The organism is Cryptosporangium minutisporangium (assembly GCF_039536245.1).
Lineage (GTDB): Bacteria > Actinomycetota > Actinomycetes > Mycobacteriales > Cryptosporangiaceae > Cryptosporangium > Cryptosporangium minutisporangium.
On the sequence record NZ_BAAAYN010000056.1, the window covers coordinates 54,710 to 75,071 of the forward strand.

Consider the following 20,362-nt stretch of genomic DNA (forward strand, 5'->3'; position numbering starts at 1 on the left):
GGTGTGCTGCTGCTCGGTACGGTCGAGCGGAGCGACAGCGAGGGGTGGTCATGGCGAGTGGTCCGCCGTCCGGAGGCGGGTTCCTCCGATGGGTCGAGCTCACCGGGGCGCCGGACGGGCCGCCGCGCTATCCGTTCACGCTGCCGGTCGTCGCCGCGCTGCGGGACGCCGGACGGCTGGAGCTGGACCCGGCGGTGACGTTCCTGATCGGGGACAACGGCACCGGCAAGTCGACGCTGATCGAGGCGATCGCGGTCGCAGCCGGCTTCAACCCCGAGGGCGGTTCACGGAACTTCCGGTTCGCGACCCGGTCCACCGAGTCGCCGCTGGGTGAGCACCTCACGCTGGTCCGTGGGGTGGCCAAGCCGCGCACCGGGTTCTTCCTGCGCGCCGAGTCGTTCTACAACGTCGCCACCGAGATCGAACGGCTCGGTGTCTTCGATGGCTACGGCGGCCAGAGCCTGCACGAGCGCTCGCACGGCGAGTCGTTCCTCGACCTGGCGGCGCACCGGTTCGGGCCGCGGGGCCTGTACCTGCTGGACGAACCGGAGGCCGCGCTCTCGGTGCAGGGCTGCCTCGCGCTGCTCACCCGGATCCGTGACCTGGTGGACGCCGGGTCGCAGTTCGTCATCGCCACCCACTCGCCGATCCTGCTGGCGTCGCCGGACGCCCGGATCCTGCAGATCGAGGACGGTGGCACGATCCGCTCGGTCGGGTACGACGAGGCGCAGCCCGTCGAGTGGACCCGGGAGTTCCTCGCCGACCCGCAGCGCTACCTGCACTACCTGTTCGCCGACCCGGCCTGATCCGGGCGGCCGCGCAGCGCGCGCACAGCGGTGGCGGCAGGCGCGGTGCCCACCAGCACGACGGCGACGACGAGCAGGACGATCGCCGCCGGCAGGCCCGGTCCGGCGGAGTCCGTGCCGCGCGCTCCGGCGAACGCGGCGCCCAGCGCGGCCCCCAGCAGGCCCAGCGTCGTCCCGGCCAGCCACCGCGGCCGGACGCCCGACGGGCCGGCGCACGCGAGCCAGAGACCGATCGCGCCCACCGCGAGCACGACCGTCCCGGCCCACCACGGCGATGCGCTCCACCCCCACACCACCGCCACCTCGATGTCCGCGACGCTGCTCCAGGCCGCCGAGTCGTCGTCGCGGACGACGGTCTCCGTCCGGTCGGTGGTCGTCCGTACCGCCCAGGTCCACGTGCTCACCCAGGCCAGCGCGGCGGCCACCGCGAGCAGCAGAACCTCCCGCACGTCCCAGGTCGGTGACCGGAATCGCGGCGGGAGCCGACCCGCCGCGGCTTCCCGCCCCACCACGCGGAGGCCGATCCCGGCCAGCGCCAGCAGCGCGGCGCCCGCACCGACGACGTCCGGACCGCGGCCGCCGAGCGGCGCGGCGACCGATACCGCCTCGGCCTCGGCCGGTCTATCCAGCTCCGCCTCGCCCGCCCGGTACAGCTCCGCGTCGTAGAACGAATCCGAGTAGGTCGCCCCCGGCAGCGGGATCTCCACGGCCAGCCGCGGCGCGGCGTCGGCGGACGACAGTTCGACTACCGGGGTCAGGTACCAGGAGACACCGCACCAGAGCACCGCCCCGACGAGCACCGGCACCGCGAGCAGCCCGGCCCGGCCCGGCCGGCCGGCCCGCCCCGCCGGGCCCCAGCGGAGCCACATCGCGCAGCCGAGGAGCCCGAGCAGCGCCGGCGACAGCCACCGGTAGGCCACCAGGTCCAGCAGCAGTCCGACGCCGAAAACGAACGCGGCGACCAGGACGATGCGGCGCGACCAGACGGTGCGGCGGTCGGAGGACGGTGCGGTCACGGCAGCGGACTGTAGCGGCCACCGCGGCGCGCGCGCCGTCAGTCGGCCAGACCCGGCCACCCGGCCGCAGAGACCCGGAGGTAGCCCGCGATGTGACCTGGGCCACGCCGTGTATCTCCGGCCCGGTTCGCGGGTCTGTGCCTGTGACAGCGCGCCACGAACCGCAACAACGGAGCGGGCGCACCGCGAAGGAGAGGGGAACTCCGTGCCGACCAAGGAAATCGTCGTCGCACCGAGGCCGGTGCCGTACGGATCCGCGAGCAACGACTTGAACGACGAGTCGGCCGCGATCCGCTGGGCCACCCGCCTCGGCGAGGCCAAGCGCTCGGTCGACCGGTTCGTCCACGAGGTGCGCTACCGTCCGCCGCGCAGCCGCACCGCCCGCATGCTGGTGCTGATCCCGGCGCACAACGAGGAAGCGGTGATCGCGAAGACACTCGACGCGCTGCTCACCCAGTCCCGCGTCCCGGACCGGATCGTCGTCATCGCCGACAACTGCACCGACGACACCGAGAAGATCGCCCGCCGCTACCGCGGGGTCACGGTCATGCGGACGGTCGACAACCACGACCGCAAGGTCGGCGCCCTGAACCAGGCGTGGCGCCGCTGGCAGGCCGGCTACGACTTCATCGCCGGCATCGACGCGGACACCCAGCTCGCCCCCGACTGCCTCCAGCAGCTCGAGGAGGAGCTCGCCAACACCCCGAAGGCGGGCGGCGTGATGGCCCGCTACACGTTCGACCAGCGTCTGGGCGCCACCCCGATGGCCCGCCTGCTGATCCGCCTGCAGCGGCTCGAGTTCGCCAGCTGGACGATGGACGCACTGCAGAAGAACCGGACCACCTACGTCCTCGGCGGCCAGGCGTCGCTTTTCAACGCCGACGCGTTACGGCGGGTCACCGAGCACAACAACACCCCCGGCCCGTGGGACGCCTCGGCGCAGGTCGAGGACATGCAGCTCACCGGTGACCTGCGGGCCATGCGGTACGAGACGCTGGTCTCCCCCTCCGCCCGTGCCCACGCCGGCGCGATGCTCACGGTCCGCTCGCTCTGGGCGCAGCGCCGGAAGTGGGACGAGGGCATGGCTCGCCTGCTCGCGAAGCCGCAGCTGTCCAAGTGGACCGCGACGCTCTGGCGTCAGCAGCTCTCGCTGCTCTCCAACGGCGTCACCCGGGTGCTCTTCCTCTTCCTGCTCACGTTCTCGCTGATGGTGAACCAGTTCGTCTGGTCCTGGTGGTGGCTCACCCCGACGGTGGTCGCGTCGCTGCTCAACGCCCGGGTGGCGTGGCAGGTGCCGAACCGCACGATGGGTGACGTGGTGACCGCGGCGCTGCTCTTCCCGGTCGAGTTCTACCTCTGGTTCCGGCTGGCCTGCACCACCGCGTCCTGGTCGAACGTCCTGGCCGGCATCAAGCGGGACGGCTGGGAAGACCAGGCCCGGGCCGAGCGCGGCGCCTCCAACGGCCCCGGCCGGGTGATCACCGCCGTCGCGATCATCGCGGTGCTCGCCGGTCTCACCGTGTTCGGCTGGCTGAACTCGCCGCTGTGGCTGCAGGAGCGGGTGCTGACCGTCGGCTGGTCGCTGCTCGCGGTGGTCACCGTCCTGCAGACCCTGATGATGCTGATCCGGGTGGTCCGCCCCAGCCGCGGCTACCGTCCGTGACGATCAGCGTCCTCTAGACCACCTCGGCCGGGTCGTCCCCTCCGCGCGGCCGGGGTCGGAAACAGATAGCCCCTGCATCGGCTCCCCGATGCAGGGGCCTTCTGCTGTGCGGATCCGGACGCTGGCCGGCGAACCGCGCGCTGGTCAGATCGCGTCGTGGGGTAGCAGGTGCCACAGCTGGCTCGGGTCGCCGTCGGACGCCGCGGCCACCCGGACCTGCGACGGATGGGTCGGATCGGCGGCCAGCACCGTGCCCGAGCGCCGGTTCAGCAGCCGGTAGACGCCCGGCGAGACCGGCACCCGAATCCAGTCGTTCTCCGGTTCCCGGACGGGATTCGCGGGGTCCTCGCACCGCCGAGCGGTTACCCGGCCGGAGCCGTTGGCGGTGAGGCACGTGCCGAGGTAGTCGGTGAGGCGGAAGTACGGCTCGCCACCGCCCTTGGGAGTCGCGACGGTCGCCGACTCGCTCCAGACCTGGGTTCGGTCGTAGAGGCAGGGTGCGAGCTGAGCCTTGGTCGCGTGCGGGCTGGTGGGGACGGTCCGCGTGAGGCAGCGGCTGTCGGCCTGGTTGACGAGGTAGCCGGCGAACGTCGGTTCCGGGACGGCCTCCGCCGTCGCCGCCGAGCCGGAGACCGCGACGCCGAGGATCACGCCGAGGGTGCAGAAGGTCGCGAAGAATGCTTGTCGGATCGAGATAAGGGCTCCTTCGACGGCTCGCCGGGGAGCGAGAACGTGGGATCGGATGGCCGGTGTGTCACACCGGCACCGAGCCCAGAATCGAAGGAGTTCTGCACGGGGACCGTCCGCGCGCGAACGGCCCGGACGTTCGGTTGCTCATTGATACGACGCGCCGTCGACCAGACCGAGCTTGCGCCGGACACGCTGGTAGAACGTCGCCTCGCCGAGCCGGACGACCCGGGCCGCGTCCGGATCGGTCCGCAGGTCGAGCCTGGTGCCGGGCTCGGCGGTGCCGGCGACCACCCCGTCGACCTCGACGGCGAGCGCTCCGCTGCCCGGCTCGACGGTCAGCGCGAGGCTCTCCGCGCAGTCCAGGACGACCGACCGGTTGAACGCCGAGTGCGGGGCCGCCGGGGTGACGACCAGCCCTTTGACGGTCGGCGAGATGATCGGACCGCCGGCCGAGAAGCTGTACGCGGTCGAGCCGGTGGCGGTGGCCACCACGACGGCGTCCGCGGCGTAGCGCAGGAACGGCTGGCCGCCGACGCTCAGCTCGACCGAGGCCAGCCCGTGGCCCGGCGTCCGGACCAGCGCGACGTCGTTGAACGCGAGCAGCTGCGAGGGGCCGTTCTCCCACGCCGGCACTGATCCGGCCACCGCGGACCGCGGCTCGACCCGGTACTCCCCCGCGTCGATCTGGCCGAGCGCGGCCGCGAGGTCGGGGACGTCGACCTCGGCGAGGAAGCCCAGGCGACCGAGGTTGACCGGCAGGATCGCACCGTGGCGCCGGTGCATCATTCGCATCGCGCGCAGCATCGTGCCGTCGCCACCGAGGCTGATCACCAGTTCGCAGGAGGCCGCCAGCTCCTCCGCGTCGACCGGCACGGCCTCGCAGTTGATCCGCCGGACCTCCTCCTTGAGCCCGAGCACCTCGACACCCTTGCCCCGGGCCCACTCGAGGATGGTGTCGATCGCCTGCTGGGAGTCGCGCGCCGGATGCAGGACCAGGCCGACCTTACGGAGAACGCCCACCCGGTCAGCGTACGGGTGCCTTCTGGGCCACCACGAAGATCCGGCGGAACGGGTACCAGACCCGGCCGTCGGCGACCGGGTACGCGGCGGCGAGCCGGTCCGTCAGCGCCGCGGCGAACCGTCCGTACTCCTCCCGGCCGAGCGCGGCGATGACCGGCCGCAGCGTGGTGCCTTCCAACCAGCCGAGCACGGGATGTCCCCCGGTCTCCTCCCGCAGGTCGTGCAGGTAGGTCGTCTCCCAGACGTCCACCCGGCAGCCGGCCTCGGTCAGCTGGGTGGCGTACCCGACGGGCTCGAGCACCGGCCCGGATTCGCTGGTACCGGCCAGCCGCTCGCTCCACTCCGGGCTCTCGATCAGGTCCCGGACGGCGACGTGCGACGGTGCCTGCTGGTTGCCGGGCACCTGGACGGCGAGCCACGCACCGGGCCGGAGGGCGCCGGCCCAGCGCCGGAGCAGCTCGGGATGACCGTCGATCCAGTGCAGCACCGCGTTGCTGACCAGGACGTCCACGTCCGGCGGCGGGGTCCACTCGCGGACGTCGGCGACGGCGAACCGTAACCCGGCCCTGGCCAGCGGCTGGGCCTCGGTGATCATCGCGGCGGACGAGTCGAGCCCGGTGACGTGTGCCCGCGGGTACCGCTCGGCGAGCGTCGCGGTCAGGTAGCCGGGGCCGCAGCCCGCGTCGACGACGCTCCGCACCTCGTCGGGCACCGCGCCGATCCGGGCGACCAGCTCGGCGAACGGACGGGCACGTTCTGGCCGACGACGGATGTACACCGCCGGATCCCACTGCTCGAATGGCACCGCCGCTCCCCTTTCCCGGTTCTACTCTCGGTACATGGTGCGGGACGATCGATCCCGTTCGCGCCTCCGATGGGGACGGATCCCGCGGGGGCAGGTGGTCGCGCTGGCGATCGGGGTGCTCCTGGGTGCGGTGTTCACGCACGGGTACGAGGCCCGGCTGGACGAACTGGAGCGGCGGGACGCGCTGGCACTCGTCGCGCGGGTGGCCGAGGCGACACCCGGGGGCGGCCGGGTGACGTGGGCCGCGACCGTCGTCGTCGCCAATCCCGGTCCGAGTGACGTACGCGTCCGGGCGGCGCGGCTCGGCGGCGATCGCTTCCGGTCCCGCCTGCGCGGCTCCCGCGGGGTCGTGGTCCCGGCCGGTGCCGAGGTGCGGGTCGTGCTGGAGGTCTCCGGCGGCTGCGCCGCCGGCGGGCCGCGGACGGTGCCGGGCACGCTGGTGGCGACCGTGACGACCGCGCGCCGCGGCGTCCGTCGGTACTCGGCCCCGCTCGCCGACGACGCCGGCCAGCTGCTCGCCGCCGCCCGGCGGACGTGCGCCGACACCGACTTCGACCGCTGGGTCAGCACGGTGGCGGCGGGGGCTCCGTCGGTGACCCGCCGTGGGCTGGTGCAGCCCGTGCGGTTCCTGCTGCACGGCTCCAGCCCCCAGGAGATCGGCGCGGTCCGCAGCGAGACACCCGGCCTCGTCGTGGTCGCGGCGCCCTTACCGGTGCGCTTCACCGACGGATTGACCCCGGTGACGACGCTGCGCTGGGCGCCGTCGGACTGCCTGGAGGCTCGGCGCGCCCCGGACGACGAGGTGCGCCTGCGGGCGACGGTGACGCTCGCGTCCGGCCCGCCCGCCGAAGTCACGACGCTCCTCGACGCCGAATCCCTCCGCGCCGTCAGCACCTTCCGCGCTCAAGCCTGCGCCTAGGTATTCGTTCTGACTGGAGCCCGGTGAGGGCAGCGCTGCCGTCCGTCGCAGAGAGGGCCGTGACCGTTCTGTGGTCACAACCGACCGAGACGGCCGGCAGCGTCGTTCTCACCGGGCCGCGCTCAGCGGGCCGCGCTGAGGAGGCGGGTTGCCAGGGTGCGGCCGGTTTGTTCGGCGCTGGTGTGTGCGGCCTTCAGCGACTCCGCCGCGAGCGGACGCAGCTCCGCCATCGCCGGGTTGACCTCGGCGAGCGTCAGCTCGGCCTCCACCACCTCGAGGTCGAGGCCCCACATGTCGGCGAAAACCCGCCGCAGGTACGGCGTGTTGTGGTCCCAGCCCTCGCGGGGCGTGCCCGGCCCGTACCCGCCGCCGCGGACGCTCACCAGCACGGCCGGTCGGCCGGCGATCGCCGGGGTCGAGCCGGGCGCGAACGCGGACGTCGTGAACAGCGTGTCGATCCAGGACTTCACGTAGTGCGGGATCGCGTAGTTGTAGAGCGGAATCGCGAACAGGAACGCGTCCGCGGCGAGCAGCTCGTCGGCGAGCGACGACGCCATCGCGACCGCCCCGTGCTGGGCCGGCGTCCGGTCCTCGACCGGCGTCGCCTTGGCGCTGACGGCGGTCGTCCAGGTGCTGGCGGGAAGCGGGTCGAACGCGAGGTCGCGGCGGATGACGCGGGCGTCCGGGTGCTCGGCTCGCCAGGTGGCTTGCACGGTGTCGGCCACCGCCCGGCTCACCGAGCCCTCGGTGCGGATGCTGGCGTCAAGGCGGAACAGGGTCACGAGAACTCCCTCGAAACGGCACAGAAGGTTCGCAGGTCGATGTGCTGCGACGGAGATAGTATGTACAGCAGACGATCTGAACGACAACCCTTCTGTGATCTGGTCGAGAGCGCCTACGATGAACGCCATGGCTGCGGTCCCCACCTCCGAGCCCCCCACCATTCCGCTCGGCGACGACCTCGGATGGGCCCTGGGCGTACTGTTCCGCGCCTACGCGAAGGCGGCGAGGGCGGCGATGTCCGACGTTCCCGGCGGGCCGCGCGGCTATCAGGTGCTCGCCACCTCGGTCCGGAACACCCCGGGCACGCAGCTGGCGCTCGCGCACCAGCTCGGCGTCGACCGCACGGTGATGACGTACCTGCTCGACGACATGGAGAAAGCCGGGCTGGTGACCCGGCAGCCCGATCCGGCCGACCGTCGCGCGCGCCGGATCGTCGCCACCGATCAGGGGCGGGCGCTGCTCCACGACCTCGACGCCCGCCTCGTCGAGGCGGAGGACCGCCTGCTCTCCGGTCTCCCGGACGACGACCGGGCGCTGTTCCGCGACTTGCTGCAGCGGCTGGCGGCGAACGTCAACACGTTCGAGCCGATGCACACGTCCTGCCAGGCCGCCGAGGAGATCGACGCCTGCTGACGACGCCCCGCGGGCCGGCGTCTACCAGGCGGAGCCGTTGCGAGCGCTCGGCGTACCGAGCGCGAGCTGTCCCGCGGACGGAACCGCCGGACCGAGATCACCGTCCCGGTAGTGCCGACGGCAGAGCACCTGGTAGCGCACGTCCACCCGCGCGGCGGTGTCCTCCGCCGACGCGGTGTCGGCCACCAGGATCTGGTCCCCGGTGCGGATCACTTCACCGTCGACCACCCGTGCGTTCTGCTGCCCCGGCCGGCCGCACCAGCACAGCACCTCGACCTGCAGCCGAATCAGCTCGTCGGCCAGCTCGAACAGCCGCCGGCTGCCCGGGAACAGCTCGCTGCGGAAGTCGGTGGCCAGCCCGAACGCGTAGACGTCGATCCCGGCCCGGTCGGCGAGGTCGGCGGCCTGCTCGATCTGCGGCGGTGCGTAGAACTGAGCCTCGTCACAGATCAGGTAGTCCACCCGTCGCCCGGCGCGCCACTCGGCCTGTACGACGTCGTGCAGGTCGGTGTCGGCACCCACCTCGGTCGCGTTCGCGGTCAGCCCGACGCGGCTGGAGATCCGGGCGGTGCCGGCCCGGTCGAGCTTGGTGAGCAGCAGCCCGTGCCGCCCCTGGCGCGCGTGGTTGTGGTTGATCTGTAACGCGAGCGTGCTCTTCCCGCAGTCCATCGGTCCGTAGAAGAACCGGAGCATCCCTGGCGTACTGGTCGGGATCCGAACGGATCGTGCAGCTGCCATCAGGTGAGTGTCGTCCGGAGCATCAGAGCAGCTTAGGCGGGGTGTTGCCGGCCGCGACAATCGCCTGGCGGATCGGGACGGCGAGCAGCAGCAGGAACCCGATGACGAAGAACACGACCAGTGACAGGATCGACACCCGATAGGAGTCGGTCAGCTGGTACGCCAGGCCGAACAGCAGCGGTCCCAGCCAGCTCGTGCCCTTGTCGCTGATCTCGTAGAGCCCGTAGTACTCCGCCTCCTTACCGGCCGGGATCAGCTGGCTGAACAGCGACCGGGACAGCGCCTGGCTCCCGCCGAGCACCAGGCCGATGGCCGCGCCCAGCGCGACGAACGGCAGCGGCTCGCGGGCCGGCACGAAGTACGCCGCGGCGAGGACGACGGTCCAAAGCGCGAGGCTGAGCAGGATGGATTTCCAGGCCCCGATCCGGCGGGCGAGCCCTCCGAGCAGCAGCGCGCCGCCGAAGGCCAGGAACTGGATCATCAGGATCGTCGGGACCAGCGCGGTCTGTTCGAGCTCCAGCTCCTCGGTCGCGTACGTGGCCGAGAGCGTGATCACGGTCTGGATGCCGTCGTTGTAGATGAGGTAGGCGGCGAGGAAGAGCAGCGTCAGCGGCAACCGTCCGAGCTCCTGCAGCGTCCGCTTCAGCTGGGCGAAGCCCGCGAACACCGAGCGGCTCCGGTCGGTCTCGACCGGCGGGCGATCCCGCAGCGGCCGGATCGCGAACACCGCGAACACCGCCCACCACAGCCCGGCCGAGACGATGCTCCAGCGGGCGATGTCGCCGGTCGACCAGCCCAGGCCGTCCCCGGCCAGCACGGCGATCACGTTGAAGAGCAGCAGGAGCCCGCCACCGAGGTAGCCGATCGCCCATCCGCGGCTGCTCACCGCGTCCCGTTCGTCCGGATCGGCGAGCTGCGGCAGGTACGAGTAGTAGACGACCTGCGCCGCGCCGAACAGCACGTTCGAGACGACCAGCAGGGCGCCGCCGAGCAGGTAACGCTCGCCGGTGACGAACAGCATCGCGAACGTGGCGAGCGCACCGAACGCCGCGAGCCAGGCCAGCAGCCGCTTCTTGTGCCAGGACCGGTCGGCGTAGGCCCCCACGATCGGGAAGAAGAGCACCTGGGCGACGACCGACACCGAGAGCGCGTAGGCGAAGAACGAGCCGGGCGCGACCGGGATGCCTAGCGGCGTCAGGTCCGCACACGTCTGACCTTCCTCGGCGCAGCCGGCCGCCCGCTCGGCGACCGACGTCAGGTACGGCCCGAGGAAGACCGTGATGACCGTGGTGTTGTAGGCCGAGGCCGCCCAGTCGTAGAAGTACCAGCCGCGGCGTTCCTGCAGGGTGGATCTTCCGACCGTCTCGGTGGTCACGATGCGCGTCCTGATCGGTCAGGCGGCCCAGCGGCCGCGGTCGGTGAGGACGCCGCGGAGTACGTCGATCCGGTCGGTCATGATGCCATCCACGTCGAGATCGAGCAGCCGGTGCATGGTGGCCGGGTCGTCGATCGTCCAGACGTGGACCTGCAGGCCGAGGCGGTGTGCGGTGGCGACGAAACGGGCGTCCGTGACCCGGACCCCCCGGAACCGGATCGGCACCTGCGCCGCGCACACGCCGGGCGCGAACCGCGGCCGCGCGCCGGTCAGCGACGCGACCCGCAGCCGGGCGACGTCCCGGGGGCCGAGGCTGGTCGCCACCGCGGGGCCGAACGCGGCGCGGATCCGGGCGAGCCGGGCGTCGGAGAACGACCCGATGCACACGCGGTCGAGCGCGTCGTGCTTCCGGAGTGCGGTGATCAGCGGCTCGACGGTGTCATCCGCCTTCACGTCGATGTTGATCCGCAGCTCCGGCCAGGTGTCGAGCAGCTCGTCGAAGAGCGGGACCCGCTCGCTGTCGCCGATCCGGGCGGCCCGGACCTCGCGCAGCGGAAGGGCGGAGATCCGGCCGGTGCGGTCGGTCACCCGATCGAGCGTCCGGTCGTGGAACGCGACCAGCACACCGTCGGAAGTGGCGTGGACGTCGGTCTCCACGTACCGGTAGCCGGCGTCCACGGCGCGGGCGAACGCGGTCATCGTGTTCTCGTAGCCGTTCGCGGCGCCGCCGCGGTGGGCGAAAGCGAGCGGGCGTGGAGCGTCCAGGAACGGGGGTCGCACGCGGTCCAGTATCACCGTCGGTGCTGCACCGGTACCACGGGTGGTACCCAGCCACCCAGCTCACCCTGCGTCGCGTCGGGGAACCGACGATGCGGATCCGTCCTGTCGGACGGCCCCGATAAGGTGACCGGCGAAAGGGGGAGCCTCATGCGCGTGCTGGGTATCGACTTCGGCACGTCGAACACGGTGGCGATGCTCCGCACACCCGACGGTCGGGTTCGGCCACTGTTGTTCGACGGTTCACCGTTGCTGCCGTCTGCGGTATATCTCGGGACGGACGGCCGAATGGTGGTGGGCCGAGACGCCGAGCGAAACGCGCGGGTCGACCCCTCGCGGTTCGAACCGAACCCGAAACGACGAGTCGACGACGGGACGATCTTCCTCGGCGACCGCGAGCTACCGGTGCCGGAGGTGTTCGCGACCGTGCTCGGCACCGTCGCCACCGAGGCCCGCCGGCAGATGGGCTCCCTGCCCGACGAGGTGCGGATGACGCACCCGGCGCGCTGGGCCGAGCGGCGCCGCAACGCGCTGATCGAGGGTGCGGTGCGGGCCGGTTTACCCCGCCCCAAGCTGATCGCCGAGCCGGTCGCCGCCGCGTCGTACTTCACCGCCGAGCTGCAGACCGCGGTGCCGGTCGGACGCTCGCTGGCGATCTACGACCTCGGCGGCGGAACGTTCGACGCGACCGTCGTGCGGCGTACCGCGGCCGGCTTCGAGGTCCTGGCCGAGGGCGGCCTGCCCGACGTCGGCGGCGTCGACTTCGACCACGCGGTGATCGAGCACCTCGGGCAGGTCTACTCGCGTACCAACGGCGACTTCTGGCAGCGTCTGCAGAACCCCCTCGACGCCACCGACCGGCGGAACCGGCGGATGCTCTGGGAGGACGTCCGCGGCGCCAAGGAGATGCTCTCGCGGACGACCAGCGCCGACATCCATCTGCCGGCGATGGAGATCGACGCGCACCTCACGCGCGACGAGCTCGAGCACCTGATCCGCCCGTACCTGGAGCGGACCGTCAACTGCCTGACCTCGACGATCACCGAGGCCCACCTGGCGCCGCGCGACCTGGTCGGCATCTTCCTGGTCGGCGGATCGAGCCGGATCCCGCTGGCCGCGCACCTGATCCACAGCCAGCTGCAGGTCGCCCCGACCGCGCTGGAGCAGCCGGAGACCGTGGTGGCCGAGGGCAGCCTGCGGGTCGGGACGCTGCCCGGCGAGGACGCCGGTCGCGGCGGTGCCCGTCCGGTGTCGGCTCCGGTGCACCCGCGCTCCGGTCCCCCGATGCGTACCACCGGTCCGCAGGTCTCCGGCGCCGGTGCCGGTCGTCCGGTCTCCGCGCCGACCCGCCCGGTGAGCGGCCCGCCGCCGCACGCGCAGTCCCGGCCGCTGTCCGGTCCGCCGGCCAGCCCGGCCGGTCCGATGCGGACGCCGATGCCGCCGCGGGTGGCCAACCCGATGCCGGCGCGCCCGGCGACGTCGGTGCCGCCGAAGCCCGCTCCGGCACGGAAGAAGAGCTGGTACCAGGAGCCCGCGGTCGTGGTGACGCTGATCGTGGCGCTGGTGCTGCTGCTCGGGTTCTTCATCGTCCTGTGCCTGGCGATCGGCAGCTCCGCCGACGAGCCGGGCACCGACAGCACGTACTCCGGCCTCGGCTCACCGCCGGTGACCGGAACGCTCGACTGACCCTCGGGCGAGACACCAGGCCCTCGGCGAGACACCACGAGGCCCCACCCGCAAGCTTCCGGGTGGGGCCTCGTCGTGGTGGACTCAGGAGCGCCGGCAGAGGCAGAACGGGTGACCCGCCGGGTCGAGCACGACCGTCCACCGCTCGCCGCCGGGCTGGAACTCCGGGCGGGTGGCGCCGAGCGCGACGCAGCGCGCGGCCGCCTCGTCCGGGTCGTCGACGTAGAAGTCGAGGTGGAACCGCTTCGGGGCGCCGCTGTCCGGCCACTGCGGGGCGCGGTAGGTATCGATCCGCCCGAAGCCGATCGGTGCGACGCCGTCCACGCCGGAGTTGATCATCGCGTACTCGTCCTCCCGGTGGACGACCGGCCAGCCGAGGACGGCGCTGTAGAAGTCGGCGAGCGCACCGGGGTCGGGAGAGTCCAGGTTCATCATCGCCAGCGTGGCGATCCCGGTCGGTGCGGTCGTGGTGGCATCGGACATCGGAACAGGCCTTCCGTCGTCGTGAGGTGGGTACGACGTCAGCCTGCCGCCAGTACCTGCCATCTGCTGTCAGGTACCGGCGGGGGATCGGAACGACGGGCTCAGGCCGGCGGGCCCCACAGGCGCGCGAGGTTGCGCACCGCCGGGTCTTCGCTGGTGACCAGGTCCTGGTAGGCGCTGTCGGTCGGGTCGCCGACCACCGGCGGTTCGCCGAGGGCCGCGCGGAGGTCGGCCGCACCGTCCTCCGGTGTCGCCGGGACGCTGTCCCCGGTCACCGGCACCTCCGCCGGCATCCCGTCGTCGCCCAGCAGACCGACGTCGACCCACGGCGGGCCGCCGGCCGGCTCCGGAACCTCGACGTTCGCCAGGTCGGGCAGGTCGAGCCAGCCCTCGTCGCCGCCGTCGCCGGACGGCAGGTCCGGGTCGGCACCCAGACCGACCGGCGCGTCGTCCCCGACCGTCGGGATCGCCTCCGGGTCGGCGTCGGACCCGTCGGCGCTGTCGGCACTGTCGGCACTGTCGGCACTGTCGGCACTGTCGGCACTGTCGGCGGGCAGGTCGTCGCCGTCCGCGCTACCGATCGGCGGCACGTCGTCGCCGCCGTACTCGGTGTCCTCCGCGTCGAAGTCGACCGCGTCCGACCCGACCGGGTGCTCCTCGTCGACGAGCCAGCCGGTGTCGTCCCCCTCGGAGCCGTCCAGGTCCACGGTGTCGTCCCACGCGTCCCCGACGCCGGGCACACCCCCGGGAAGCGCCTCCGCGTCGTCGGAGTAGCTCTCTTCGGGCTCCGGGACGTCGTCCGGGAGGTCACCGGGGAAGTCGTCGCCCACGTGGCCGTCCATCGCGGCCTCAGGCCTTTCCGGCAGCAGGCTGCGCCTTGGCGGCGGTGGCCGGCACGGTGATCTTCGTCGCGGCCTTCGCCTTGCCCAGCACCTCGTCGAGCGCCTTGATCCGGGCCCGGATGCCGTCCCGGTCGGACTGCAGCGCGGTCCGCTTCTTGGCCCGGTTGGCCTTGTCGTCCGCGAGCGCCTTGTCGATCTCGGCGATCTGCGTGTCGAGCTGCTCGACCCGGCGCTCCACCGCCTCGTCCAGCGCCACGGTCAGCGCGAACTGGAGGTCGGTGAACCGGTGCGAGATCTCCTCGGCGATCGACGCCCTGGCCTCGTTGAGCACCTCGCGCAGCCAGACCTTCGCCTGCTGCCGGTCGTTGCCGACCCGGCGGCGGTAGAGCATGAACGCACCGGCCGCCAGACCGACGCCGAGCCCGATCACCGGCACCGCGAAGCCGGCCGCGGTTCCGGCGAGCAGCGCTCCGGCGCCGGTGGCGCTCAGGTTGCCCAGCAGCGACGCGGTACCGACCGCACCGGTGATGACGAGTGCGTTGTCGCCGCCCGCGCCTTCCCGCTGCGGCCGGGCCGAGGCGACGGCACGCAGGCGGGCGTTGAGCCGGGCCAGGATCTGGGAGAGCTCGGCGTCCGAGAAGACCTCCCGCAGGATCTGCGCGCCGATCACCCGGAACCGGCGCTCCATCTCGGCCGACAGCCGCAGCGCGATCGCCTGCAGGGCCTGGTCGATGTCGGTCGGCAGGCGTTTGATCCGCTCGCCGTTGGCCTTCTCGACGATCGTCAGGTAGTGGTCCTGCGCCTTGCTGATCTCGCTGCGCAGCAGGGCCGTCGCGTCGGTGCGGGCGCGCTGCACCTCGGTGTTGAGGGTCAGCGTCCAGGTGCGGGCGTCCTTGCGTTTGCGCTGGACGAACTCCGCCCGCTCGGCCTTCAGCCTCTCCGCCGTGCCCGGGTCCGGGTCGACCGCCCGCATCCTCTCGCCGATCTGGGTGTCCAGGCCGACGAGCTCCGAACGCACCGTGCGCAGCATGTTGGCCTGCACGAGCACGCCGTTGCGGACCGCGACCTGCCGCTGCAGGGCGGTGCGCAGCTCGGCGATCCGCGACTCCTTGCGGACCTCGTCGGCCGCCTCCGGCACCGGCATCTGGTCGGCCAGTTCGGCCAGCCGGGCCGAGACCGGGAAGAACGCGGCCTGGGCGAAGCGCGGCGCGTGCGTGTGCAGCAGCGCCTTGTCGTCGTCCAGGACCGTCCGCCAGCCGGGGAACGCATCGGTCTTGGTCAGCGCGAACATCACCAGGTTGACCCGCTTGCTGGCCTCCAGCAGGAAGTCCAGCTCCGGCTTCGAGAACGGCGAGGACGCGTCGACGACGAACAGCAGCGCGGTGGCCTTGGACACCGCGTCCAGGGCGATCTCGGCGTGGGTGGAGTCCAGACCACCGACGCCGGGCGTGTCGATCAGCGTGACGTGCCCGAGCAGCGGCGCGGTGTGGAACACCTGGATCCGACGCGGCGGCCGCTGCCCGTCGGGCATCGAGCCGAGCACGGTTCCCCAGTCCCGCAGCGCGTCGAGGGCGAGCGGGTGCGGCCCGGGGTCACCCGGTACGTGCGCGACGGCCCGCGGCGGGTCGCCCGCGGAGAACTCCAGGTAGGCGCTGGTCGCGACCGCGGCGTCCACCGGCGACAGGTTCGGGGCGGTCAGCAGCGCGTTGATCAGCGAGCTCTTGCCGCGCTTGGTCTCGCCGACGACGACCACCGTGGGGTGCCCGACGTCCGAGCGGCGGATCTGGTCGATGTCGGCGGCGAGGTCGGGATCGAGCCGCCGCAGGTGACCGAGTCCGGTGTCGACCGCGCCGCGGATCTGCTCCTCGACCGCGCGCAACGCGGCGGCCTGGTCGGGCTTCGCGGCGGCTGCCGGCGCCCCGGCCGGTGCGCCGTTCGGCGCGGTCATCGGGCGTCCGCCTGGTAGACGGTGACGACCGGCGCGCGGACCACTTGGCCACGGTCGGTGTAGCCGGAGATCTCCACCGCGGCGATCGTTCCGGAGAGCGCCCGGTCGGGGGCCGGGGTGGTACCGCCCGCCTCGTGCCGCGCGGTGTCGAACGCCTCGCCGGTCGGACGGTCCTCGACCACGCCGACCTCGTTGAGTGCCCAGGCCAGCCGGTCGGCGATCGCCTTGCTGGTGGCCCGGTCGCGGACGTAGATGCACGTCTCGACGAGCGTCTTGCGCTCCCGGGTCAGGCGGCCGGTCTCCGGGGCCTGGACGTCGGTGAGCACGGCGTGGGAGCCGGTCGCGGAGCTCGACGCGCGGCCGGACGAGAGCGGCTGACCGATCCCGACCCCGGCGCCGCTGCCCGGCGCACCCGGAACGTCCGCCGACCGGATGGTCCCGGCCCCGCTGGACGGGCTCGCGTCGGTCCGGGGCACGAAAAGCGCGACGCCGCCGACGATCGCCCCGGTGAACAGCGCGCCGAGGAAGCCGAACACCGCGGTCAGCGGGGAGAAATCGCCGCAGTTCTCCGCGCTGGTGAGCGTGAACGCCTCGTTGATGCCGGGCAGGTTGCCCTCGGGGGTGCCCTCGGCGTCCGGCGAGATGTTCGGGCCGGCCGGATCGCTGGCCGTCGGCTCGTTGGTGGCGGGGCCCTCGACCGGCCCGGCCGGGCCCTTGACCGGGTTCGACGGTGCGGTCGACACCTTGGACGCCGGGGTGGGCGTGGCCTCTTCACACCCCGGTCCGCCAGCGACGAAACCGGTGACCAGGCCGGTGAGCACGGCCAGGACAAGGGTCAGCCCGGCCACGATGAGCCGGACGAAGCTGGTCGGCATGGTGGGGGTACTCCGATCGACGTGCGCGGGGGTAGGAATAGGGGGCGGGGGTCAGGAGACGCCGGCGCGCACACGCTGCGAGAGCAGATAGAACCCACGGTGCGCGACGTGGGCGATCCGGGCCTGGGCGGGGCTGGCGCTGGCCACCGCGAACGTCCGCCACCGGGTGGCCGCCTCCAGCGCGGCCTGGGCGAGCTGCGGGGTCGGTGCGCCGGCCAGCTGCAGGATCCAGCCGGGGTCGTCGGAGAGCGCGAGCCGGGTGAGCTCGGACTCCATGCCTGCGGGCAGCTCGACTGCGCCGGTGGTGACCTGCTGGGCCACCTCCAGCAGGCGCAGCTGGTGGTACTCGGGTTGCTGGAGGAGCCGCTCGACGGCGTCCCGGAGCAGCTCGCGGTCGGCCGGACGCTCGGCACGCGCGGCGACCTGCTCCAGCGTCGTCAGCGCCCAGCCGGCCTTGATCGCGTCGGTGCGCCAGCGGAACGCCTGGTCCAGCGTCTGGCGGACGCGCGGGAAGCCGGACGCGCGGTAGAGCCGGCGGATCAGCTCACCGGTCGCGAGCGTCGAGTCGGCGGCCAGCGAGGCGACCGCGAACTGGATGCCGTACAGGTCGAGCAGGCGGAGGAGGCGCTCGCGCTGCTCAGCCGGGATCTCGCACTCGCGGGTCGTGAACAGGTCGACCGACGCCATCAGCACCGCGCGGTCGACGGCCGGGAGCGCGGCGAGCGCGCGCAGGCTCTCGCAGTCCGCCGCGGTGAGCCGACCGGCCTCGGTGGTCTCGGCGAGCAGGCCGACCACCGGGACGACGTCGGCGACCTGACGGCGGAGCGCCTGCGCCTGGGTCTCGGCGAGCGGCCCGGCGACCGGCCACGGGTCGCCACCGCCGCCGAGCTTGTCGACCTTGTTGAACAGGCCGAGCGAGTTGATGGGGTTGCTGGACAGCCGGGCGGAGATCGAGCGGAAGGCTTCCAGCGCCTCCAGGTCGTCCTCGCGGACCGACTGCGTGAAGACGTAGATGATCGCCTCGGCGCCGGACAGCGCGCTCTGGGAGTCCTGGTCGAGGTCGTCGTCGACCGGGTTGTCGTTGAACAGGAACCGCCGGGTTCCCGCACTGACCTGCGAGTTGGTCGAGCTCAGGCCCGGGGTGTCGACGACCGTGAGGTCCCGCAGCCGATCGCTGGCGAGGGTGACGTCCACGTAGGACACCTCTTGCCGCGGAATGCCGAGGCGCTGCGGGATCATGCCCGACTCGTCCAGCGGCAGGCTGACCCGCAGCCCGTCCCGGCGGACGACGTCGACCCGATCGGCCGGCCCGTACCGGAACTGGGTGACCAGCCGGGTGCACTCCCCCACCTCGGTCGGAGCGACCCGGCGCCCGATGAGCGCGTTGACCAGCGTCGACTTACCGGCCTTGAGCCGTCCGGCGATCGCCACCCGCAGCGGCTCACCGAGCCGCCGGGACAGATCGGCGACCGCTACCCCGGTGCCGCCACCCAGCCGGGGACCAACCTCCCGGCAGAGCCCGGCGACGCGCTGGCTCAGCGGACCTGGCGCCACTGTGTTCTCCCTGTCGTGCTCTTCGTGTGCTGCTACCGCTCCCGATCATGCCGTTGCCGGGCCCGCAGTGATCACTGCGGGCCCGGCAACGGGGTAGATCAGGCGCTCGCCAGGTCCGGCGTCTCGGTGCCGGACGTGCTGGTGCCGGCCGGAGCCGTGGTCTCCGTGTCGAGCTGACCGTCACCGTCGGAGTCGGTGTAGGCCACGTCCGCGGTGCCGTCGCCGGTGGTGTCGACGTAGGCCGCGTCGACGTAACCGTCGCCGTCGCTGTCGACCACCGCGGTGTCGATGCTGCCGTCACCGTCGGTGTCGGCCGCGGCGTAGTCCGCCACCCCATCGCCGTCGGTGTCGGCCGCCACCGCGTCGATGACACCGTCACCAGTGCTGTCGACGCCGACCACATCGGCGGCACCGTCACCGTCGGAGTCGACCAGGACGGTGTCGTACTGACCGTCACCGGTCGTGTCGACGACCTCGTACGCGGTGCCGTCACTGTTGGTCACCAGGTAACCGTCCTGCGTGCCGTCACCGTCGTAGTCGACTGCCTCCGCGCCGTCCGGGGTGCCGCTGTCGTAGCTGGCGTCGTCGACGTCGCTCATCGAGAAATCCTCCTGTTGAAGTTACCGTTCAGGGTGCCCGCCGCACGACGTGCGCCGGGGGCTCTGTCGGGGGTTTGACTGTGCAGGATTCGCAGCACTGACCCTAGGCATATCCTGCCGCCGCACCATCCCTACTTCGTGCCAGTCCAACAGGGTTCGCAGGACGGGACGGACAGGTAGAAAACGACGCGGTAGTGCGGGAGGAAACGCAGTGGTCGACGCCGACGGGGGTACGCCGGCGGGCCGGGACGGGCTTGGTGTCCTGCTGAGGAGCCCGGGACTGGTGGTGATCGCGGGTGGGCCCGGCGCGGGGCGCACCACTACCCTCCGTGCACTGGCGGATGAGTTCCGTGGTCCGGTGTTCATCGGCGGTGGGCTCGCCACGCTGCGTCACCTTCCGGGGATGGCGCTGGCGCGCGCGGTGCGCGCGCGACTGCCCGATCGGGACGCTCCGCTAGCCGCGGAGGCGGTCCGCGCCCGCGTCGGTGAGGGCCTGCTGGTCGTCGACGACGTGCACCACGCCGACCCGCTGTCACTGGCCGTGCTCCCCCTGCTGGCGGACGTGTGCCGAGTGCTGGTCGCGATCCGGACGCCGGGCGGGCTGCCGGCCGCTACCGAGCGCGCACTTCGGGACGCGGCCACGACCTGGACCGTGCTGCGGGGTCTCGCCGCCGATCAGGCACGCACGCTGGCCCGGCAGGTAGCCCCCACACTGGACGACCGAGCGCTGGAAGCCGTGCTCGCCAGGGCCGGCGGGAACCCGCTCGCGGTACGGGTGCTGGCCGGACGCGCGGCCGCCCACGGCGGTGTCCCGGCCGTCGAGCCGGGTGCCGACGAGCCGGACACCCCCACCGGCGCACTCGACCGGGCGGTGGCCGCCGCGATCGCCGATCTCCCCCGCCCGGCCCGAACCGCGCTGGCCGCGCTGGGTCTGCTCGGCCGGCCGGCGTCGCCCGCACTGCTCGGGCCGGGCGTCGAGGAGCTGGCCGAGGCCGGCTGGGTCACAGTGGACGCCGACGTCGTCACGCCGAGCCCGCGCTACCTGGCCGAGGTAGCCGCCGCGGTGATCCCGGACACCGAACGGACCGGCCTGCACCGGCGGCTGGCGGACCTGCTCGGCGGCTTGGAGTCGGCCCGGCACAGCGCGGCC

The 20,362-nt window shown here is 72.7% G+C and carries 20 protein-coding genes; 6 read left to right on the forward strand and 14 right to left on the reverse strand.

The window, feature by feature from the left end; genetic code table 11:
• Positions 1-50 precede the first annotated feature (50 nt).
• Positions 51-806 (forward strand): AAA family ATPase, encoded by a 756-nt coding sequence (locus ABEB28_RS36655; RefSeq protein ID WP_345732885.1) that lies wholly within the window; start codon positions 51-53, stop codon positions 804-806.
• Here the strand turns inward: ABEB28_RS36655 and ABEB28_RS36660 are convergent.
• Positions 782-1,822: a hypothetical protein gene (locus ABEB28_RS36660; protein WP_345732886.1), complete on the reverse strand. Its 1,041-nt coding sequence runs from the start codon at positions 1,820-1,822 to the stop codon at positions 782-784. The two genes, ABEB28_RS36655 and ABEB28_RS36660, sit on opposite strands and share 25 nt — an antisense overlap.
• 205 nt (positions 1,823-2,027) lie before the next feature.
• Here ABEB28_RS36660 and ABEB28_RS36665 point away from each other — a divergent pair, with 205 nt between their 5' ends.
• Positions 2,028-3,485: a glycosyltransferase family 2 protein gene (locus ABEB28_RS36665; protein ID WP_345732887.1), complete on the forward strand. Its 1,458-nt coding sequence runs from the start codon at positions 2,028-2,030 to the stop codon at positions 3,483-3,485.
• A gap of 144 nt (positions 3,486-3,629) precedes the next feature.
• Here ABEB28_RS36665 and ABEB28_RS36670 read toward each other — a convergent pair whose 3' ends face one another.
• From ABEB28_RS36670 to ABEB28_RS36680, 3 genes are all read right to left on the reverse strand, one after another.
• On the reverse strand, positions 3,630-4,136 hold the full coding sequence (locus ABEB28_RS36670; RefSeq protein ID WP_345732888.1) for an RICIN domain-containing protein: 507 nt from the start codon (positions 4,134-4,136) through the stop codon (positions 3,630-3,632).
• 183 nt (positions 4,137-4,319) lie between these two features.
• Complete coding sequence (locus tag ABEB28_RS36675) at positions 4,320-5,195, reverse strand: NAD(+)/NADH kinase (protein WP_345732889.1); 876 nt, start codon at positions 5,193-5,195, stop codon at positions 4,320-4,322.
• 4 nt (positions 5,196-5,199) lie between these two features.
• The gene (locus tag ABEB28_RS36680; protein WP_345732890.1) at positions 5,200-6,000 is read right to left on the reverse strand and encodes a methyltransferase domain-containing protein; all 801 of its coding nucleotides are present in this window, start codon (positions 5,998-6,000) and stop codon (positions 5,200-5,202) included.
• A gap of 34 nt (positions 6,001-6,034) precedes the next feature.
• Between ABEB28_RS36680 and ABEB28_RS36685 the strand changes: the two genes are divergently transcribed.
• Positions 6,035-6,919, forward strand: coding sequence for a hypothetical protein (locus tag ABEB28_RS36685; protein WP_345732891.1), 885 nt, complete (start codon positions 6,035-6,037; stop codon positions 6,917-6,919).
• A 122-nt stretch (positions 6,920-7,041) separates the two neighbouring features.
• Here the strand turns inward: ABEB28_RS36685 and ABEB28_RS36690 are convergent, their stop codons facing one another.
• A complete protein-coding gene (locus ABEB28_RS36690) occupies positions 7,042-7,701 on the reverse strand; it encodes an FMN-dependent NADH-azoreductase (RefSeq protein ID WP_345732892.1) in 660 nt (219 codons plus the stop codon).
• 127 nt (positions 7,702-7,828) lie between these two features.
• Between ABEB28_RS36690 and ABEB28_RS36695 the strand changes: the two genes are divergently transcribed.
• Positions 7,829-8,335, forward strand: coding sequence for a MarR family winged helix-turn-helix transcriptional regulator (locus ABEB28_RS36695; RefSeq protein ID WP_345732893.1), 507 nt, complete (start codon positions 7,829-7,831; stop codon positions 8,333-8,335).
• Positions 8,336-8,356: 21 nt separating this feature from the next.
• On the opposite strand, the gene ABEB28_RS36700 is transcribed toward ABEB28_RS36695, so the two are convergent.
• From ABEB28_RS36700 to ABEB28_RS36710, 3 genes are read right to left on the reverse strand one after another with little or no spacing between them, the layout of a single operon-like run.
• The gene (locus ABEB28_RS36700) at positions 8,357-9,073 is read right to left on the reverse strand and encodes a thymidine kinase (RefSeq protein WP_345732894.1); all 717 of its coding nucleotides are present in this window, start codon (positions 9,071-9,073) and stop codon (positions 8,357-8,359) included.
• Positions 9,074-9,095: 22 nt separating this feature from the next.
• A complete protein-coding gene (locus ABEB28_RS36705; RefSeq protein ID WP_376981331.1) occupies positions 9,096-10,451 on the reverse strand; it encodes an MFS transporter in 1,356 nt (451 codons plus the stop codon).
• Between the two features lie 15 nt (positions 10,452-10,466).
• Positions 10,467-11,228: a glycerophosphodiester phosphodiesterase family protein gene (locus ABEB28_RS36710; protein WP_345732896.1), complete on the reverse strand. Its 762-nt coding sequence runs from the start codon at positions 11,226-11,228 to the stop codon at positions 10,467-10,469.
• Between the two features lie 147 nt (positions 11,229-11,375).
• Here ABEB28_RS36710 and ABEB28_RS36715 point away from each other — a divergent pair, with 147 nt between their 5' ends.
• Positions 11,376-12,911 (forward strand): Hsp70 family protein, encoded by a 1,536-nt coding sequence (locus tag ABEB28_RS36715; RefSeq protein WP_345732897.1) that lies wholly within the window; start codon positions 11,376-11,378, stop codon positions 12,909-12,911.
• A gap of 84 nt (positions 12,912-12,995) precedes the next feature.
• Here ABEB28_RS36715 and ABEB28_RS36720 read toward each other — a convergent pair whose 3' ends face one another.
• The 6 genes from ABEB28_RS36720 to ABEB28_RS36745 all read right to left on the reverse strand — a co-directional run bounded on the left by ABEB28_RS36720 (position 12,996) and on the right by ABEB28_RS36745 (position 19,212).
• Positions 12,996-13,394, reverse strand: coding sequence for a VOC family protein (locus ABEB28_RS36720; RefSeq protein WP_345732898.1), 399 nt, complete (start codon positions 13,392-13,394; stop codon positions 12,996-12,998).
• Positions 13,395-13,495: 101 nt separating this feature from the next.
• Positions 13,496-14,236, reverse strand: coding sequence for a hypothetical protein (locus tag ABEB28_RS36725; protein ID WP_345732899.1), 741 nt, complete (start codon positions 14,234-14,236; stop codon positions 13,496-13,498).
• A 7-nt stretch (positions 14,237-14,243) separates the two neighbouring features.
• Complete coding sequence (locus ABEB28_RS36730) at positions 14,244-16,184, reverse strand: dynamin family protein (protein WP_345732900.1); 1,941 nt, start codon at positions 16,182-16,184, stop codon at positions 14,244-14,246.
• On the reverse strand, positions 16,181-17,059 hold the full coding sequence (locus ABEB28_RS36735; protein ID WP_345732901.1) for a nucleotide exchange factor GrpE: 879 nt from the start codon (positions 17,057-17,059) through the stop codon (positions 16,181-16,183). Before ABEB28_RS36735 ends, ABEB28_RS36730 begins: the two co-directional genes overlap by 4 nt.
• 51 nt (positions 17,060-17,110) lie before the next feature.
• A complete protein-coding gene (locus ABEB28_RS36740) occupies positions 17,111-18,613 on the reverse strand; it encodes a dynamin family protein (protein WP_345732902.1) in 1,503 nt (500 codons plus the stop codon).
• A gap of 98 nt (positions 18,614-18,711) precedes the next feature.
• Positions 18,712-19,212, reverse strand: a complete 501-nt coding sequence (locus ABEB28_RS36745; protein ID WP_345732903.1) for a hypothetical protein — start codon at positions 19,210-19,212, stop codon at positions 18,712-18,714.
• Positions 19,213-19,423: 211 nt separating this feature from the next.
• On the opposite strand from ABEB28_RS36745, the gene ABEB28_RS36750 reads away from it, so the two are divergent.
• Positions 19,424-20,362 (forward strand): ATP-binding protein (locus ABEB28_RS36750; protein ID WP_486323384.1); only part of this gene is annotated, 939 nt, incomplete at its 3' end.

Coding starts and splice junctions, on each gene's coding strand:
- ABEB28_RS36655 (WP_345732885.1), top strand. CDS start 51: ATGGCGAGTGGTCCGCCGTCCGGAGGCGGGTTCCTCCGATGGGTCGAG.
- ABEB28_RS36685 (WP_345732891.1), top strand. CDS start 6,035: ATGGTGCGGGACGATCGATCCCGTTCGCGCCTCCGATGGGGACGGATC.
- ABEB28_RS36695 (WP_345732893.1), top strand. CDS start 7,829: ATGGCTGCGGTCCCCACCTCCGAGCCCCCCACCATTCCGCTCGGCGAC.
- ABEB28_RS36700 (WP_345732894.1), bottom strand. CDS start 9,073: ATGGCAGCTGCACGATCCGTTCGGATCCCGACCAGTACGCCAGGGATG.
- ABEB28_RS36715 (WP_345732897.1), top strand. CDS start 11,376: ATGCGCGTGCTGGGTATCGACTTCGGCACGTCGAACACGGTGGCGATG.
- ABEB28_RS36720 (WP_345732898.1), bottom strand. CDS start 13,394: ATGTCCGATGCCACCACGACCGCACCGACCGGGATCGCCACGCTGGCG.
- ABEB28_RS36725 (WP_345732899.1), bottom strand. CDS start 14,236: ATGGACGGCCACGTGGGCGACGACTTCCCCGGTGACCTCCCGGACGAC.
- ABEB28_RS36730 (WP_345732900.1), bottom strand. CDS start 16,184: ATGACCGCGCCGAACGGCGCACCGGCCGGGGCGCCGGCAGCCGCCGCG.
- ABEB28_RS36735 (WP_345732901.1), bottom strand. CDS start 17,059: ATGCCGACCAGCTTCGTCCGGCTCATCGTGGCCGGGCTGACCCTTGTC.
- ABEB28_RS36745 (WP_345732903.1), bottom strand. CDS start 19,212: ATGAGCGACGTCGACGACGCCAGCTACGACAGCGGCACCCCGGACGGC.